The organism is Jejuia sp. G7-7, from assembly GCF_055808955.1.
This window is the reverse complement of sequence record NZ_JBVVSZ010000001.1, coordinates 1897390-1915796: the sequence shown is the minus strand read 5'-3', so window position 1 is coordinate 1915796 and position 18407 is coordinate 1897390. Positions and strand designations below refer to the sequence as shown.

At 33.9% G+C, this 18407-nt stretch carries 12 protein-coding genes; 7 read left to right on the top strand and 5 right to left on the bottom strand.

Annotated elements, in window-relative coordinates; genetic code table 11:
- The first annotated feature begins 148 nt into the window (after window positions 1-148).
- Window positions 149-922, top strand: coding sequence for a carbohydrate-binding family 9-like protein (locus AC0L5U_RS09350; RefSeq protein WP_473415976.1), 774 nt, complete (start codon window positions 149-151; stop codon window positions 920-922).
- A 2-nt stretch (window positions 923-924) separates the two neighbouring features.
- Here the strand turns inward: AC0L5U_RS09350 and AC0L5U_RS09345 are convergent, their stop codons facing one another.
- On the bottom strand, window positions 925-1578 hold the full coding sequence (locus AC0L5U_RS09345) for a hypothetical protein (protein WP_473415975.1): 654 nt from the start codon (window positions 1576-1578) through the stop codon (window positions 925-927).
- 115 nt (window positions 1579-1693) lie between these two features.
- Window positions 1694-3061: a hypothetical protein gene (locus AC0L5U_RS09340; protein ID WP_473415973.1), complete on the bottom strand. Its 1368-nt coding sequence runs from the start codon at window positions 3059-3061 to the stop codon at window positions 1694-1696.
- A gap of 224 nt (window positions 3062-3285) precedes the next feature.
- Here AC0L5U_RS09340 and AC0L5U_RS09335 point away from each other — a divergent pair, with 224 nt between their 5' ends.
- From AC0L5U_RS09335 to AC0L5U_RS09320, 4 genes are read left to right on the top strand one after another with little or no spacing between them, the layout of a single operon-like run.
- Window positions 3286-4482 (top strand): glycoside hydrolase family 28 protein, encoded by a 1197-nt coding sequence (locus AC0L5U_RS09335; RefSeq protein WP_473415970.1) that lies wholly within the window; start codon window positions 3286-3288, stop codon window positions 4480-4482.
- Window positions 4463-7594 carry a glycoside hydrolase family 2 protein gene (locus AC0L5U_RS09330; protein WP_473415969.1) on the top strand — a complete coding sequence of 1044 codons (3132 nt, stop codon included), beginning with the start codon at window positions 4463-4465 and terminating at the stop codon, window positions 7592-7594. The genes AC0L5U_RS09335 and AC0L5U_RS09330 overlap by 20 nt, the downstream gene beginning before the upstream one ends.
- Before the next feature lie 51 nt (window positions 7595-7645).
- The gene (locus AC0L5U_RS09325) at window positions 7646-9187 is read left to right on the top strand and encodes a DUF1593 domain-containing protein (RefSeq protein ID WP_473415968.1); all 1542 of its coding nucleotides are present in this window, start codon (window positions 7646-7648) and stop codon (window positions 9185-9187) included.
- Between the two features lie 59 nt (window positions 9188-9246).
- Window positions 9247-10359, top strand: coding sequence for a Gfo/Idh/MocA family oxidoreductase (locus AC0L5U_RS09320; protein WP_473416237.1), 1113 nt, complete (start codon window positions 9247-9249; stop codon window positions 10357-10359).
- A 587-nt stretch (window positions 10360-10946) separates the two neighbouring features.
- Here the strand turns inward: AC0L5U_RS09320 and AC0L5U_RS09315 are convergent.
- Both AC0L5U_RS09315 and AC0L5U_RS09310 read right to left on the bottom strand, forming a co-directional pair.
- A complete protein-coding gene (locus AC0L5U_RS09315; protein WP_473415967.1) occupies window positions 10947-12764 on the bottom strand; it encodes a DUF5060 domain-containing protein in 1818 nt (605 codons plus the stop codon).
- A gap of 26 nt (window positions 12765-12790) precedes the next feature.
- The gene (locus AC0L5U_RS09310) at window positions 12791-14986 is read right to left on the bottom strand and encodes a DUF7133 domain-containing protein (protein WP_473415965.1); all 2196 of its coding nucleotides are present in this window, start codon (window positions 14984-14986) and stop codon (window positions 12791-12793) included.
- A 230-nt stretch (window positions 14987-15216) separates the two neighbouring features.
- Between AC0L5U_RS09310 and AC0L5U_RS09305 the strand changes: the two genes are divergently transcribed.
- Together AC0L5U_RS09305 and AC0L5U_RS09300 are read left to right on the top strand one after the other, a co-directional pair.
- Complete coding sequence (locus AC0L5U_RS09305; RefSeq protein WP_473415964.1) at window positions 15217-16011, top strand: hypothetical protein; 795 nt, start codon at window positions 15217-15219, stop codon at window positions 16009-16011.
- Between the two features lie 103 nt (window positions 16012-16114).
- Window positions 16115-16981 carry a 3-keto-disaccharide hydrolase gene (locus tag AC0L5U_RS09300; RefSeq protein ID WP_473415963.1) on the top strand — a complete coding sequence of 289 codons (867 nt, stop codon included), beginning with the start codon at window positions 16115-16117 and terminating at the stop codon, window positions 16979-16981.
- On the opposite strand, the gene AC0L5U_RS09295 is transcribed toward AC0L5U_RS09300, so the two are convergent.
- Window positions 16971-18404 (bottom strand): sulfatase-like hydrolase/transferase, encoded by a 1434-nt coding sequence (locus AC0L5U_RS09295; protein ID WP_473415962.1) that lies wholly within the window; start codon window positions 18402-18404, stop codon window positions 16971-16973. The two genes, AC0L5U_RS09300 and AC0L5U_RS09295, sit on opposite strands and share 11 nt — an antisense overlap.
- Between the last annotated feature and the right edge of the window lie 3 nt (window positions 18405-18407).

The following is an 18407-nucleotide window of genomic DNA, read 5'->3' as shown; positions in this document are numbered from 1 at the left end:
GTTGGTTTGTGTTTTACAAAGATTGAAATTATATGTCGATTTTTTTAACACATATGTTTCTAATAATACAACATAACTAACATTTTAGTGTGCTAATGAGTAAAAATAGTTCAAATTGGGTATATTGGTAATTAAATATTTCACACTAATGAAAATAATATGTAGTTGTATTTTCTCGGTTTTTCTATTTGTATCGTGTAATAATAAACCAGATTCTCAGCAAAAAATAGAGGCTAAAGAACTTCCAGTTTTTAAAGTTTTAAAAACCGACGAACCAATTAATATTGACGGTAAAATGGATGAAGAGGTTTGGGGTAAAACAGAAAGTAGGACCTTCGACTATTTTTATAAAGTTACAAAACCCAATGATAAACAAAAATCAACGTTTAGAATGTTATGGGATGCTAAAAATTTATATGTTTTCTATGAATTCGAAGATAAATATTTGAACGCAAGAGAAACCAAAAGAGACGGTAAACCTTTTTTTGATGACTGTGCCGAAATTTTTATTATTCCAGTTCCTGAACCTTTAGACACCCATTTTTGCTTTGAAATAAATATTTATAAAGCAGCAAACGATTTAATTTACTTCAACGACTATTACAAAGGAAACCATATTGGCTTTAAAACATTCAATCCAAATTATGAAGTAGAAGTGATTTATGAAGGTACTATAAACGATAATTCTGATGTTGATAAAGGTTGGACCATGGAACTAAAAATCCCAATTGCTACTTTTGGGTTTTTAGCCAATTTTGAACCTGTAAAAGCAGGTGCGAAATGGACTTTTCTTGCAATTCGTCAAGAGCGAAATGAAGCTGAGGGAGAACGCAGAATTACTTCAACCATTTTTCCGATAGATGATTTTTCTAAAGATGTGCATCAGCCTAAAGAGTTTGGGTTAATGGAGTTTGTGGATTAAAACTAGCGTCTTTTCGCTAGGGTAATATCCTCTTTCACATGATTTATTATAGCGTTCCAATCTAAAATATTTGTTCTTGCTAGCATTTGTGGTTTATAATTTTTTGAAGAAATTTTAGTATAAAACAGCCAATTTTCTAAAGCGTTTTCTAAAAGCTTTACAGCTTCTTCTTTATGAGTTTTTATTTTTGTTTCATCATAAATAGCTAGGGTTATAGCGGCATCAATTTTATCAGCATAATAATTACCTAAATGTGCCATGGCTTGAATATCATCAAGAAGTACTTTGGTTTCAATGGAGTTGTAGTTAACTCTTTTTAAAAGATTTGAGTTTTGTATCACTTCAGAAGCATAATTTCTTAGTGTTTTTGAAATTTCATATGGCGAAATTTCATCATTTAATGATTTATTTCCTGTTGAAACTTCAGCAAATTTTTTAGGATTCATAATATTACTCTCGGCCATGGTTGGGTTGTCTATAAAATCTATAACAGTTCTAAAACCTCCCAAAACAGGTCTTGCCATACAAGATTCTACAGACCACATATGATCCCAATCACGCCAATGAAACATATTGATTTTAGGGATGATTTTTGAAGCCGTTTTCCAAGTGTTATGGAGTTTTTTTGCGTCAGTAACTTTGTAATGATAACTCAATTTTTTTCAAAAAAATCATCATTTAAATTGTCATTATACCCTAATCTTCCCCAGAGCATAAAATTGAACCAATGCTTTTTTATCTCTAATTGATTTTTCAACTCTGGAGTTTTGCTTATAAATTCCCTTCCCCAAAAATAGCCATCAGATCCAAAATAGTAGCCAGCAGTTTCTTCTTTTGGAAAAAACGTAAAAAGTCTTTCACATAATCAGGGTCTCCCCAACGGTATACAAAAATGTCATCATTTCTTAAATTCCACCAAGATTTTAATTTGAAAGGTTTCATTTCTTTTAAATGACTTTTAGCAAATGGCGGAGTAGGAGATGAATAGACCCTTGCTTTGGCATATTTAAAACTAACTTCAAAAGTATCTGGGTAATCGCCCCAATATTTCATGATTTGATTCATGTCAGAATACCAAACTCTGTGTATAAAAGGTACAGTTCTTTCGGGTTGTATTTTTTTAGCATCAAGAATTCCTAAACCATAAGTTTCCCATAACCATTGTTCTCTATTATAACCATCCCAGGTATGAGGCATATATTCTCCAGCTGTAACACCAATGCCTTTTACATCAGGATACGTGAGCAAAAAAGTTTTAACAGCTTCCCTGTAGTAAGCGATGGTTTTTGGGTTGTTCATTTGATGAGAAATACCATATTTTGCTGGTTTTTCGTCCCATAGTTTAATGCCAAAAGTTTTATGATAAGGTTCAACAGGTTGTGCTACGCTATTTGGGCAAATGTTCCAAGTTATAAAATAGGTATCAATACCTCGTTTTTTTGCGTATTTCATCACTCGTTTCCAGAAATTAATTTTTTTATCAATTGTGATTGACTTAATTTTTTTCAAATTATTAATAACATTACTAGATACTAATTGAGGATCCCCCCACTCGTTTTCTCTGCCTAATGGTTTTAAAGTCGTCTGGTAAACATCATCTAGTGCAATAGCTGGATAATCTTCTAATTTAATCATGGAAGGAAATGGATGTGGATTCCAAAGTGTTAGAGTATTGTATCTATGTAGCGCCATAGCATCCAAAAATTCAGTCCAAAAATCGAAATTCCACATTTCGATAATGTTTTTTTGAGCTGCATCTCCAGAATCGTCATAACTTGGTGTACGTGCATCTAAAGGAATATTCAATTTTAAACCACGTTTTTTTAAAAAAGGCTTACCTTCTTTATTAATCACATTATTGTTCAATTCAATTTGTTCCGCAACGTCAAAACCACCATATAGTAATCCTAATTCGTCACTTCCAGAAATAAAAATTGTAGCACCTGACACCTTTATTTTATAGGCTTCGGAAGATAGTCGTTTGTCTTTTTTGAATTTAATAGAATAGTTTTTAGCTTTAGAAGCATCAATTGCATTTGTGATTTTTGTTTTAGCAAAGTCCAAATCAATTTCAGATTGAGCAGCTATAGTTTCATATAATAAAACTGATGTGAATATTACAAACAATAACTTTTTCATATTAAAAATAATAGTCTTAAATGTATGAGCAAAATACAAAAAAGAAGCCGCTAAGGATGAGTTAGTAAGTTCACAAAAAGACAACGAATGGTTATAATCTATAATTTTTTTAAAAATCAAATGAGAACATATGTTTCAGTATTGTATTCATATGTCATTAATAAAACCCACAAAAATTACAATATTTACTTTTTGAGAACACACTAAACTAAAACCAATAATTTGTGAGAATATTTAATTTTGCACTAGTAGCTTTCTGCTTAATCTTTTCTGCTTGTAAAAAAAACCAATCATTTTATAATGTAAACGAATTTGGTGCCATAGGCGATTATAAAACGAATAATACACTTGCCATTCAATCCGCCATTGATGCATGCCATGAATCTGGAGGAGGAGAAGTAATAGTTGAGGGTGGTGATTATATTACAGGAACAATTTTATTAAAAGATAATGTGACTTTAAAGGTTGAAGAAAACGCATCTTTAATAGGAAGCGAAAACCCTCAAGATTATAGAAATATAGATTCGTTTGTTGATGCTACTGGACAAGTAAGAGGCAAATGTTTGATAGGTGCCGTTGATGCTAAAAACATAGGTTTAATTGGTTCAGGAATTATAGACGGTAGAGGTAAGATTTTTGAACATAAAACACTTCGTGAAAGTTTACAAAAGAAAGGTTATGAAAAAAACACCATCAATAAACTAGTGTCAAATAGACCATTTTTAGTCCGTTTTGTAAGAACGAAAAATATTAATATTGAAGGTTTGCTTTTGAGACAACCAGCAGCTTGGACCTGTCACCTTTTTCAATGTAGTGATGTCACTATTAATCAATTAGAAATATACAGTCATGCCAATAAAAACAATGATGGTATAGATATAGATTCTAGCCATGATGTAGAAATAACAAACTGTTATATTAATACTGGCGATGATGCTATTTGTTTGAAAACTACAAGTCCATTACCAACTTATAATGTTAAAGTAAGTGACTGTACCCTTAAGAGTGATTGGGGCGCCATAAAGTTTGGAACGGAGTCTATGGGAGATATGTATAATGTTGATATTAGGCGATGTAAAGTAAAAGACACAAAAGGAGGAGGCATAAAACTATTGAGCGTAGACGGTGCTAATATTACTGATGTAACTATAGACAGTATTGATATGAAAAATGTTGATATGCCTATCTTTATAAGGTTAGGAGAACGTTTACGTACGTACAGAGATGCGCCAAAACAGGATGTGGGTTCTATAAATAATGTTAATATTTCTAATGTTACTGGATCAACAGCAGATTTGGATAATTCCAGAGTAACGCCACCTGCAGCTGTTTTTATCACGGGAACACCAAATCATAAAGTGGGAACAATTAATTTGAAGAATATCTATTTGACGTTACCTGGTGGGGGTAGGCAAGCATAAAGAAAATGTTGTAGCTGAAGATGAAACACGATATCCTGAATTTAGTTTTTTTGGAGTCCTACCATCTTATGGATTGATGGCAAGACATATTGAAAGCCTCAGTTTAGGAAAACACAAGTTCACTACAACTAGACCAGATGAACGCGATGATATTTTAACCCTAGACGTTGATAATTTTAATAAAAATAATAATCAAATGAAAATTATAGCATCATTTTTTACCATTTTTATCGCTTTCGGTTTAAGTTTAGCTCAAGATTTACCATATGGTTTCCCAGATACAGATAGAACCAAGGAAATTCTCAATCAGGGTTGGAAATTTAAATTAGGGGAGCCAGATGCCGAAAATTTTGAAAGAAGTTTGGATGATTCAAATTGGGAAACAGTTACCATTCCGCATACTTTAAAATTAACATCTTTAACACTCGATGGTTTAAATGATGAGAAAACACAATTGGTTTTTCATAGAACTGTAGGTTGGTATAGAAGAGATATAGATGTGAGTGATTCTAATAAAAAAGTGTTTGTAGAGTTTGAAGGTGCACATCAAGTAACTGATGTTTGGGTAAATGGAGAACACATAGGACAACATGATACTGGCGGTTATACACCGTTTCATTTTGATATTACAGATTTTGTAGAACGCGGGAAAAGCAACCAAGTAACTGTGCTTTGTGACAATAGAAGAAATGAAATAGTACCTCCAGATCCGGGACCTTTTGATTATGTAAAATTTAGCGGCTTATATCGTGATGTGTATTTAGTTGAAACGAATCCAACGCATATAACATTCAATTGGGAAACAATAAATTCTGGCGTAAATATTACTACACCTACCATAGACCCTATAAATAAAAATGCAACAATTAATATAAAAACTTCAGTTAAGAATGAAGCCGAAAAGCCTGAAGAAATAAAACTTGTAACCCGAATTATTAATGCCGAAGGTATAGTTGTTTTAAGACTTACAGACAACAAAACGATACAAGTAGGGGAAGAATTTCAATTCAATCAAATAGGAAGTTTGGAAGATAATGTACATTTTTGGGATACCGAAAACCCCTATTTGTACAGAGTGAATAGTGTGGTTTTAATTAATGGAAAGGAAATTGATTTTGTTGAAAATAAAATCGGACTTCGAAAGTTTGAATTAAATCCAGAAAAAGGTTTCATGTTGAATAACAAACCTATCGAATTGATTGGGTTTAACCGCCATCAACAATATCCATACATTGGCGATGCGGTACCAAATGCGTTGCATTATAAAGATATGTTGCAGTTCAAGGAGTTCGGTTTTAATATTATGCGAACTGCACATTATCCACAAGATGATGCATTAATTGAAGCCTGTGACGAGCTAGGTGTTTTGGTGTATGAAGAAGCACCAACATGGATTTCAATATCACAAAAAGATTCGTGGTGGGATAATTTAGAAAAATCTGCCCGAACCATGGTTCGTAACCATAGAAACCATGCATCCATAGTCATGTGGGGCGCTGGCGTAAACCATCGCGGTTATGTGCCAAGAGTTCATAATACTATTAAACAAGAAGACCCTATTCGCTTAACCGCTTCTCAAGGTGCACGTTGGACGGGCTGGCAAGCTTCAGGTTTAACTGATATTAATGCGAATATGTTGTACGGGCCTTTTTTATGGGACAGAACCGAAACAATTTTTGCTATGGAAGGAGGTAGAGGCCCTGCGGCTGTTGCTCCTTATAAAAAAGACCCGATGATGACGGGGTTAATATCATGGACAGCCCATGCATATTACACCTTTCATCCTTCTCACGATAAGGCGAAAAGTAATATCGATAGAACTAGAAGTGGTATGATGACCATTTTTAGATATTCAAGACCTCAGTTTGAGTGGTATAAATCTGAATTGTTAGAAGCTCCTTTTATAAATATTGAAGAAGATTGGGTGTCTGGTACAGATAAAGTAACTGTTTTTAGTAATGCTGATGAGGTGTCATTGATACTTAACGGAAAAGAAATTGCTAAAAGTAAACCAAGTACAGATACTATTTATGATGGTTTGGAGCATCCACCATTTCATTTTAAGAATATAAAATATCAAAAAGGGAAATTGGTTGCTAAAGCTATTTTTCAATATGGAAAAGTAATTGAAAGAGTTAAGAGAACACCGGGAAAACCTTTTGCAATTAAACTAAAATTAGATACAAAAGGCAGACAATTTACAGCTGATAATAACGATATTTTAATGGCATATGCTACAATTGTAGATAAAAACGGAACAACGGTAACCGACGCTAAAAATTTAGTAACGTTTTCAATTAAAGGAGATGCAAGCGTCATAGGTGATAATGCAAATATAAATGCAAACCCAATGTTTACAGAGTATGGTGTTGCGCCAGCTTTAATTAAAGCAGGAAGCTCAACAGAAACTATTACAGTATATGCAAAATCTAAAGGGTTGAAATCAGGAAGGGCTCAAGTAACTTCTGTAGCAAACACTACTAATTATGTTACTAAAAATGCAAAGCCTATTTATGATTTTACTAAAGAAAGAGTAGACATCGGAGCATCAGACCAATTGACACAATTTGGTTGGAACTTTTGGAATGGTAAGGACGATACTAAAAACGTTTATAGCTTTAAAAAATTTAAAGGAGCAAAAGCTAAACTTACAACGGCTTCTAGTGATGGCATTTACAGATGGCTAGGAGAAATGAACGTGATTGGAAAATATGGTTTTGCCTATGGCGATGGAGTAATTGCTATAGATAATAACGGACTAAACTTAACATTTAGTAATTTGCCAAAAGGTACTTATAAATTAAAAACATGGCATCATGCACCTAGCAGTAATTCTGACTCTATGGATCCTAATAAGGAAAAATTAAAATCTGTAACCATTCATAAATTGCCATATGAATCTACTTTACAAGTGTCTTCAAAAGCTATGGAACAAGGTGAAACGGTAAAAGTAACAGCAGGCAAACAAATGCAATGGGATTTGCCAGGAATGGGAGAATTTGTATTTACTTCTGATGGGAAAACGCCTGTAATTATTAACTTTGATGGAAAAGGTAATAAAGGTATTTGGTTGAATGCTTTTGAGTTGGGTGAGTGGATATCTAAAAGTTAGAGCTTTTAAAATTTCTGTTAAAAAGAACTAGATAATTTCAAAACAGGTATTATGAAGTCAAAATTAATCATCTTAATATTAAACTCAATATTAGTCATACAGGGATATGGACAAAATACGACACAAGATGAAAAATATCGGTTAATAATTCTAGCAGACATGGGGAATGAGCCAGATGAAATGCAGCAAATGATTCATATGATGACTTGTGCAAATGAGTTTGATGTTGAAGGCTTAATTGCAGTTACTGGAAAATATTTGAGACCAGAGTCTCACGATGAATATCGTAGAACAACACATCCAGAGCTATTTTATCAAATTATTGATGCCTATGAGAAGGATTTTGAGGTTTTAAAACAACATGCAAAAGGTTTCCCTGTACCTAATGAATTAAGAAAAGTAATAACAGCTGGTCAAAGCGGCTATGGGATTGAAGATGTTTATTCTGGTAATGCAACTAAGGGTTCTGAGTTGATTATTAAAGCAGTAGAAAAAGATGACCCAAGACCAATATGGGTTGTAGTAAACGCTGGGTCTAATACTTTAGCACAGGCTTTGGTGGATTATCAAGAAAACCACTCTAAAGAAGAAGTAAGAAAATTTGTTGCAAAATTAAGAGTGTTTGAAAATGGCGCACAAGATAATGCGGGAGCATGGATATGTAATCAGTTTCCAAAAATACATTGGATAAGAAGTAATTATCAAACGTATGCTTACGGAGGTCCTGGAGGAAAAGATGGTGATTTAACGGTTAACTTGGGTCCAAACTATTGGAACCCTTATGCGTATAATCTTGAAGGTCAATTAAAATGGCAGCAAAAGCATATTATGAATAATCATGGTGCTTTAGGAAGTATATATCCAGAAAGAAGGTATCACGGGTTTAAAGATGGCGGACTTGGTTTCATGGAAGGTGGTGGTACTATACCTTGGATGGGTTTAGTAAATAAAGGCTTGTTTGATATTAATCAACCATCTTGGGGAGGTTGGGGTGGCCGTTTTAGTAAAACTAAATCTCCAGATTTTTGGTCTAGACATTCAGATATTAAGGTAGATGAAATAAATAATGCACCATTTTACACGTATGTGGAGGTTAGCGATTATTGGGTAGATTCTCAAGATGGAAAAGTATATAATGACAATTATGTCCCAATCTGGAGATGGCGAGAAGCGATGTACAACGATCAAATATGTAGAATGGATTGGTGTGAGAAACCTTATAATGAAGCAAATCATCATCCAATAGCAGCGTTTAGTGATGATATTACAAACACCATAGTTAGAAAAAGTGCTAGCCCAGGAGAACTTATAGTTTTAGATGCTTCAGCTTCTAGTGATCCTGATGGAGATAATCTGCAATACCGCTGGTGGATTTATCAAGAAGCAGGAACATATGCAGGCAAAATACACATCGTCAATTCTAATTCATCAAAGACTAAATTAGTTATACCTACTGGTGCTGGTGATAGCCAAATCCATGTTGTTTTAGAAGTTAAAGATGATAACCCTATTGCATCTTTATTTGATTACAGACGAATTGTCATTAATGTGAATGATATTATAGTAGGTCACAAGTCCGTTCAAAAGCATTAAAAGTGATATCTTCCAAAGAAATTATTTTTATAAATTATTCTAAATAAAGGCTTTATGGAATCAAAAAAACAGGTAATGCTTCGCGCAGAGGTTTTATAAAAAAATCTACTCTAGGAATAGGCGCATTAGGAATTGGTCTGCCTCTTAATTCTTTTATAGCTTCAAGTTGTGCTTCTGGAACAAAAAAATTAGGAGTAGCTCTGGTTGGTTTGGGTAATTATTCTAATGGTCAATTGGCGCCAGCACTTCTAGAAACAGAATACTGTTATTTAGCAGGAATTGTTACTGGTACTAAGGAGAAAGAACAAAAGTGGGCAGATAAATACAATATACCTCAGGAGAATATTTATAATTATAACAATTTTGATACTATAATTTCAAACAAAACTATAGATATAGTTTACATCGTCTTACCAAATTCGATGCATGCGGAATTTACCGTTAGAGCTGCAAAAGCAGGTAAACATGTTATTTGCGAAAAACCAATGGCTGTTTCGGTTGCAGAATGTGAAGCCATGATTAAAGCATGTTCTGAAAATAATGTAAAACTGACTATTGGATATCGCTTACAATTTGATCCTTATCATAAACGAATAATTGATTTGTCTCAAAATGAACCTTATGGGAAAGTAACTTATGTGAGCTCTCAATTTGGTTTCAAAATTGGAGCCCCAACACAATGGCGTTTAAAGAAAAGTTTAGCAGGAGGTGGTGCACTAATGGATGTTGGTGTGTATTGTATTCAAGCAGCACGTTATACTTTCGGACAAGAACCCGTAGCTTTAAGAGCCCAAGAGTTTAAATCTGGCTCAGAAAAGTTTAAAGAAGTGGATGAAACAGTAACATGGCAAATGGAATTTCCTGATGGACGAATCTCAAACTCAACAACTACATATGCTTTTAGTACAAATCATTTAATGGTGAGTACAGAAAAAACTAAGGCTGTTTTAAACCCTTCTTATAGTTATAGTGGTATTAAAGGAAATATTGGGGAAGAGATTTTAGATTTCCCTAAATTCAATCAGCAAGCTGCGCAAATGGATGCCTTTGCTTTAAACATAAAAGACAATACGGCATCAATTGTTTCTGGACATGAAGGGCTAGCGGATTTAAAAGTTCTCAAAGCTATTTATAAATCTATTGCCCTTAATGGTGAGAGGGTGTTGATTTAACTCTTAGTTGGTTTTGGTTAAATACTTTTGATTTTGAGTGAGTTGGCAGTAATACTAATTATTTCATTCTGCTTAGTCCTTCAGTAATTCTCCTATACCAATATTTAACAATTTTATCTCTTTCGACGGTATCTATAGAGTATCTAATATTGGTATTAGGATATTCGTACCATGAAAAATTATTTACTCTGTATTCTATGATAACTTCATCTGAATTGTTTAAACTATTAAATGTTGCTTTTAAAAAAGATACTTCAGGCTCCCAAATATTAGTAAGAATTAAATGCTCTACTCTGACATATCTTCATCTTTCATTGCTTCTAATAAATCTAAAGAAACTTTTTTTCCTAATCTCTACAATTCTAAAGCACTTTTTCCTTTAATCTTTAATGATGTCCCGTAAGTGTTAGCAATCTCTATTGAATTCCATGAGAGGTTAGATATAAGCTTATTTGTATTTTCTTTATCTATCTTTTTTGGTACTTGCTTTGGATTTGAAGCACAAGAAAAAAATAATAAAATTATGTTAAGGTATAGATGCCTTGATATCATAAATTGATTATCATTACTGCTAAAGTTAAGTTTTATTATTTAACCAAAACCACCCAATCCTTACCCTTTTCCTTAGGTGGTAAACCTAAAGATTGAAACCCATTTCCAGAAATTGTTTTCACTTTTCCTTTCATCAGTTTTCCTCCTTTTCGAGGATTGTACCAAGATACTTGGTAGGTTTTGTTACCTTCTCCCAAATCAAGTTTTGATACCCCTCCTTCTTTCAGAAAAATAACATACGTGTTTCCAGGATTAGCCAAAACAAAATCCCCTTTACTAGAAATTAAAGCATCATTAGAATTCATTTTAGCAACAGGGATATTATTATCATTAAAGAAATCCAAACATATTTTTCCTTGATTCCAGAATAAATCCCGTGAGCGGTAGTCTTGACATGTCAAATCTGAATGTGGGTGAGCATATCCAAAATACCATTCTGTACCCCAAGCACCAGCCATAAAAGCACCCCATAAACCATTTTTTCTAGCATTGTTATGTTCAGGGTTTTCGGCATCAGGTAATAATGAGTGTTGCGCATCTCCAGGTTCATCACAGGCTACTGCCCATGTTTTACCTTGAGCATCAGCTTCTTTTAAAATGCGTAAAACACTTTTGTGTACATTTCTAAAATCTGCTTTGTTAGTTTGAAGAGACGCTCCTGTAAATTTACTATCCTTGCCATAAATGCCAGTATACCAATTGCCATTATGAATTACAATATGATGTTTATACGGGTCAATAGAAGACACATAATTAGCTAAAGTTAATCGTCCTTGTACATCCACAGGAAAAGAACGTGGTGGGTTTTGCCAATCTCCAGTTTCTTCACATAAATTCCAGTTTAATGCTAAATGGTGTCCAAAACGTGCAACCAATTCTCGATAGTATAGTTTTGTGTAAAGTCCTGTACCACCATTATCCAAAATACCTTGGTTTTCGGCTTCTAGAGTTTTAAAATGGAGAAACATCCCTAATTTATCGGCATGTTCAAAAACTATTTCCCATTGGTCTAATTTAGAAGTGTCAAATCTGTCGAAAGTCGCATAGTCTAAATATGGAAACGCATTTTTATCATCTCCACCAATATTCATTGTGATAAAAGAAAACGCATTCATTCCTTTGGAAGCTAAATAATTTACTGCTCCTATAATGTCTTTACCTTTATCATCTTTCCAAGTTGGGTCGCCAATATTCCAGTCTTTTTCATGTGCCTCCCAAGTTTTAACCAATTTATCGCCTTTACCGTCATTATGGAACGTGCCATCAAATTCATTATAGGCTAGAAAATTTTCAGGTGCATCAGATCCGCATTTTAAGAAATATTCGCCATTATCTGCAAACTTCAAATAGCGCTCTCCAACATATTGCAAACGCCCTTTTCCTCTGAAATCTCGTCCAGTTTTATCAGACTTTCCAACATTAATAAAATTACGTGTGCCATCCATAAAACCTGCTGATTTTAATTTGTTGGACACCCTAATAGCAGCCCACTTTCCTTTTACAAAGCGCACATTGTATTCCCATTGTCCAATTTCATCTGGGGCAAAATGTACTTTCCAAATATTACCCGAAGTGGCACTTGTATTGCCTGCATTTCCATCGGTTGCATAATATCCGGGAATGGTATAGGTTTTTCCCGAAGCAGTATGTTTAAATGTAACATCCAGTTTGTAATTTAAAAATGGATTGTCTTCAGCATCTTCAGAAGTTTCCATACCTTCAAATTCAAGAGTTATTTTATGCCATTTTTTAAGTTCGCCAATAATTTTAACATCAGATTTTTGAGAAAAAATAGAGTTTGTAAACGCCAACATAAAAAGTGAGAGGCAAGTAATTCTAAATAATGGTTTCATGAGTTTTGGTATTATTTTAAAAGTATCTATTTTTTATAAAGTTCTTCGATAGTCCAATAGCCATCACGTTCTTTAATATTCTTTTTCTTTTTAAGGTTTTTTAATCGCCATTCCATTAATGGACTAGCATCATTCAATTCACTACGTATATAAGTGATTACATCGCTTATCCATTTGTCGTCTTGATGTTTCATGCCAACCATAACCCCAGAGTAAGTTTTTCCGTCTATAGGACCTGTTAAACCATCAAGAAGAATTTTTATTGTAATCTCATGATTTCCAGTAACTCGTTTAGAACCAATTAGTGTAGGTGCTAATCCTTCAATACCTTCTCCATTTTTACCGTGGCAAGCTGCACATATACTGTTATAATTTTTATAACCATTTATAATTGCTCTTTTAATATTACCACTTTTGAGTATATGTTTCTTTTTAAGTTGCTCGATAACAGGGGGGTCTTCTTTTAAATTTTCAGCACCTACTAATTGAACAACTTCATTATTTGGGTTTTTATCCATGATGTCTTTAATTAACTCTTTTGTTTTTGAAGTTTTGAATCTTCCAGAAGAGCGAATAATTTGAAGTTTTGTATCAATATTTCCATCATCTTTTAACTCAGATATAGCGTTGAAAATAGCCTTATTATTAAGTTTTAAAAAAGGTTCAGATAATCTGATGGCAGCTTGTTTTATACGAGCATCTTCATCATTCAAAACCTTCAATAGTGTTGTTTCATTTGTTGCGTCTAAACCATTGAGTGTCCATAAAGCATGTAGTCTTGCTAAGGCATTATCATCTTTAGTTATTATTTTTTCTAAACTTGGAATAATAGATTTGTCGCCTTTTAAAATGATCAATTTTTGAGCATTAATACGGTACCAACCGTTATCATGCCCTAAATATGAAAGTAGTTGTTTAGACGTTTTGTCTAATAATTTTTCTTTTTTTCCTGGTTTTATCTCATCATGAACTATACGATATATTCTTCCTTTGCCTATATTTTTATCGAAGCCCATTTTTTCTATTACAGGACGAAGAAAACTACCTTTTCGAGTCCAATTTCCTTCCTGAATGATACCTCTGTACATATCAACTACGTATAGACAACCGTCAGGTCCTGTTTTCATATCAACTGGCCTAAAATTGGCATCGGTTGAGGCCAAAAATTCAGTTTCATGATACGGGTTACTCAAAACAGCTTTTCCATTAACTCTTTCAATTTTTGCTCGTCGAATAAGTCTTCCAACAGGTTCGGGAATAAACAAATCGCCATAAAGTGGTAATTTGTCTCCTAAAAAAACAGCTTGTCCGCAACTAGCTGTAAAATGATTTAAGGTGCCATCTTTACGCAAACGCATCATTCCTCCCTGAACGTCGGGTGTGCCAATAATTGGCCATACAGCTTCAAAATTAACTTGTTTTTGTCCTTTTAATTCTAAATTACCATAAGATGGATGTTGTTGAAACCCTAAGGACGAATTTTCCCCGCCAGCACTAGAGTAATAGAGTTGACCAACTTCATCTTGTGTTAAACCCCATTGGCCGTTGGGTGCATCTAGCATCGTGTCGGTTTCAATTTTATTGTGCGTAAATTTATATCTAACCGATCCTTTTGATAAATACATGTAATTATCAATATTCCAAAGCATGCTCGCTGATTGATGCTCTAGGTTTGAGTTATCACGCACTTCTTCTTTTAACAAAAGTACTTTTTCGTCTGCAATATTATCGCCATCAGTATCACGATAGCTCCACATATCACGGTTATAGGTTTCTCCAACAATCAATCTGTCATCCAGAGGCATGATAATCCTCGGTAACACAAGGCTATCAATAAAAACGCTGCTTTTGTCCATTTTGCCATCATCATCGGTATCTTCTAAAAGAGAGATTCTGCTCCATGGCTTTTGCTCGTCTGTTCCATCTACATCTTGCATATAGGTTAGCATTTCGGCTACATATAGTTTTCCATTTGCATCCCATTCCATGGCAACAGGTTCATTTATCATAGGTTCGCTGGCCACTAATTCCATACGGTAACCTTCAGGTAAGTGCATGGTTTTTATACTTTCTTCTGGCGATAAAAAATTCACTAATGGAATTTTAACGATTTCGGGTTTTTGATAAATAATATCTGCATAAACCTTTTGTTCTTTTTCACAATTGAAAAAGGTTAAAATAAAGCTGAATAAAATTAAAAGTAAAACTGATATTTTTTTCATTTGAATATAAATTTCTTGTTGTATGAATTAAAAAAAGTTAAGAAGCTCTTCAAATTTATCCTATAAAAAGCATTTTTTTTAATTTGTGAGCATAAGATACTATGTTTTTAAGTAAAGTTTTCGTGATGCTTATGAATTGGAACATATGATTCTTAATTAAGGACATTAGTCACATTTTACTGCTTGGTTTAGAGGTAGATTTACAGAGAATTTAAACCTATAAATTTACTATGGATAGATTACAATATGTTTTGTTTGTCGTGATTATGGGATGCCTCATTTCTTGCTCGAATTCTACTGAAGCCGAAATTGTTCAAGAAAAAGAAAAGTGTGTTAAAACTTGTGGAGCAAACCAAAAGTTAAACGAAGTAACTTGTACGTGTGAAGATGTGCCTTGTACGTTAACCTGTTCTACTGGTTTTAAGCTAAATGTAGAGAAATGTGAATGCGAGGAAGTGCCTTTTGTGGCTGCAATAATAGAAGTTGAGGTTGAAACAGCAACCTTGGTTGGAGATTGGAAAAAGAAGAATGAAATTCCGGGAGCTACAGGAGAAGGTTATATTGTTTGGGAAGGTCCAAACCAATTCTGGAAAGGTATTGATAATATAGGTAAAATAGGACTTTTATCATTTAATGTTGAAATAACTACACCTGGGTTGTATTTATTTCAATGGCGTTCTTACATTGCTAAAAAAGACCCTCAACACCCAACTACTGAGCATAATGACAGTTGGTTAAAAATAGTAGGAGCAGATGATTTTTATGGTAAAAGAAATAACGGAAGCATAGTTTATCCCAAAGGAAGTGGAAAAACACCAAACCCTAAAGGGGAAAATGGAAATGGCTTTTTTAAAATATACATGAATACTGGTAATGCTTGGACCTGGGTTAGTAGTACATCAGATAATAATGCACATCAAATTTATGCAAGGTTTGATACAGCAAAATCTTATACTATAGAAATAGCACCGCGTTCGTCCTACCATGCCATTGATAAGTTTAAGCTCACGCAACAAAAACCATAAAGCTCTAAGTAAATTTTTCGTAGTTAGAGCTTTACTTTTAGATATTTTATAGTTGATTAATTCTGTTATGATTAACTTGAACATCATTAAAAAAATTGAACATATGAAAAATAGAGTCATATCATTTTTACTCCTAGCTATTTCAGTAACTTTTGGTTATTCTCAAACTACCGATTGGGAACCTCTCTTGGATAAGAAATTGTCAAAATGGGACGTATTTATGGGCGTGCCACATCACAGCGTTAAGGGTTTGGATGAATCTGTTCCCAAAGGTGATGGTATGAAAGGTAAACCACTAGGATTGAATAATGACCCATTAAAAGTGTTTTATGCTGAAGATATTAATGGAGAAACTATAATGCGTGTAAGCGGAGAAATTTATGGTGGATTAACTTCGAAGGAAATTTATGAAAATTACCATTTGAAGTTTAAATTTAAATGGGGTGAGTTAAAATGGGAACCCAGACTAAAAGCACAACGTGATAATGGGTTATTATACCATTGTATTGGCGAACATGGAGCATTTTGGAATGTGTGGATGCAATCTCAAGAATTTCAAATTCAGGAAAAAGATATGGGAGATTATTATGGTTTAGCTGGCGGTGTTAATAATATACGTTCTAAAAAGAGAGATGATGGGTTTCATATATACGATGAAAAAGCTGATTTTGTAAAATTAGGAACTGCAATTGAGGGAGAAAAAATGTGGCGATGCGTTCGTTCTGAAAATCGTGAAAAACCACATGGCGAATGGAATACTTTAGAATTGGTTTGCTTTAACGGAAAATCGTACCATATCGTTAATGGATATGTTGTAATGATACTTAATAAGGCAGAGACAAAAATTGATGATGCATATGTACCAGTTACAAAGGGTAAAATTCAATTTCAATCAGAAGCTGCCGAGTGTTACTACAAAGACATGCAGATTAAAAAACTAACAAGCTTACCTGATTTTCTTAAAAATTAACTTGACTTTTCTTTAGGTTTATAGATTTAGCTCTGTTATTTTGTAATCTGTTTTCTTCCTTTATAACGTTTTCTTTATGAGGATCGAACCATTGTGGTGCAATATTTTTTGAATCCCATTTTTTGTAAGCCTCGTTTAGCTCGTTAATTATTTCGGGGTAATTATCTGCAATATCATACCGTTCATAACTGTCTTTTTCTAAATCGAAAAGTAATATTTTGTCTTTATAAGCACTTTTGTAAAGTTTGTAATTCCCTTTTCTAACAGCGTACTCAAATCCGCCTACTGAACGCCAAAATAGTATGTTGTGCGGCTCCTCTTTTGTAGTTCCATTAATATATGGTATTAAATTTTTTCCATCTAATTGTTTTTCTTTAGAAATATCTCCTCCAGCTGCAGCCAAAAGTGTTGGATATAAGTCTAGGGATATTATTGGATTTTTATAAGTACTGTTGCCAACTATACCATTTGGCCAACGTATAAAAAATGGCACTTTTATACCGCCTTCAAAAATCATCCCCTTATGGCCGCGATATGGCCTATTGTCTGCATGTTCTGTTCTTCCACCATTATCACTTAAAAATACCACTATTGTGTTGTCCTTCATATTATTAGCCACAAGCGTAGAGTCAATTTTTCCCATACAATAATCAATACCATTTACCATGGCACCGTAAATACTTCTTCCAGCATACTCTATGTGTTTTGTGTTTTCTAAATATTGTTTTGTGGCATGGTCTGGGGCGTGAGGTGCATTATATGCTAAATAGATGAAAAATGGTTTGTCACTTTTCTCATTGATAACGTTTATGGCTTCTTGTGTAAAATCATTGGTAAGATATGTAAGTTCTTTTTCAGGAACTGGTTTTCCGTTTCTATACATCATATGTACAGGATCTTTTGCTGTGCCCCAATAATTCATGCCGCCACCCGGAAAGCCAAACCAATGATCAAATCCTTGTTTTGGTGGGTGTAAATTGGGGTGGTCTCCTAAGTGCCATTTTCCAATAGCACTTGTTCTGTAACCTTGCTCTTTTAAAGCTTCGGAAATCATTTTTTCTGATAATGGTGTGCCTACCGTATCGTCGTTTTCTTGTTTATAGGGCATGTTGCAATCGTGACCAAAACGTGCTTGATAACGACCGGTCATTAAGCCTGCGCGCGACGGACTGCAATACGGATGCGATACGTAGCCGTTAGAAAAAATAACACCTTCTCCAGCCATTTTATCTAAATTTGGTGTCGGTATATCGGTGCAACCATTAAAACCTACATCTGCCCAGCCTTGATCGTCTGTTAAAACCAAAACAATATTGGGTTTTGTGTTGTTTTTTTTTGCGGAAGAGACTTCAGCTAGTAATTTGGTTTTCTCGTTATTGCATGAAAAAATAAGAAGTAGTAATAGTATTTGATACGATTTCATATG

Bases quoted from the DNA above. Each gene is read 5' to 3' on its own strand.
- AC0L5U_RS09350 (WP_473415976.1), top strand. From the start codon at position 149: ATGAAAATAATATGTAGTTGTATTTTCTCGGTTTTTCTATTTGTATCG.
- AC0L5U_RS09340 (WP_473415973.1), bottom strand. From the start codon at position 3,061: ATGAAAAAGTTATTGTTTGTAATATTCACATCAGTTTTATTATATGAA.
- AC0L5U_RS09325 (WP_473415968.1), top strand. From the start codon at position 7,646: ATGAAGTCAAAATTAATCATCTTAATATTAAACTCAATATTAGTCATA.
- AC0L5U_RS09315 (WP_473415967.1), bottom strand. From the start codon at position 12,764: ATGAAACCATTATTTAGAATTACTTGCCTCTCACTTTTTATGTTGGCG.
- AC0L5U_RS09310 (WP_473415965.1), bottom strand. From the start codon at position 14,986: ATGAAAAAAATATCAGTTTTACTTTTAATTTTATTCAGCTTTATTTTA.
- AC0L5U_RS09305 (WP_473415964.1), top strand. From the start codon at position 15,217: ATGGATAGATTACAATATGTTTTGTTTGTCGTGATTATGGGATGCCTC.
- AC0L5U_RS09300 (WP_473415963.1), top strand. From the start codon at position 16,115: ATGAAAAATAGAGTCATATCATTTTTACTCCTAGCTATTTCAGTAACT.
- AC0L5U_RS09295 (WP_473415962.1), bottom strand. From the start codon at position 18,404: ATGAAATCGTATCAAATACTATTACTACTTCTTATTTTTTCATGCAAT.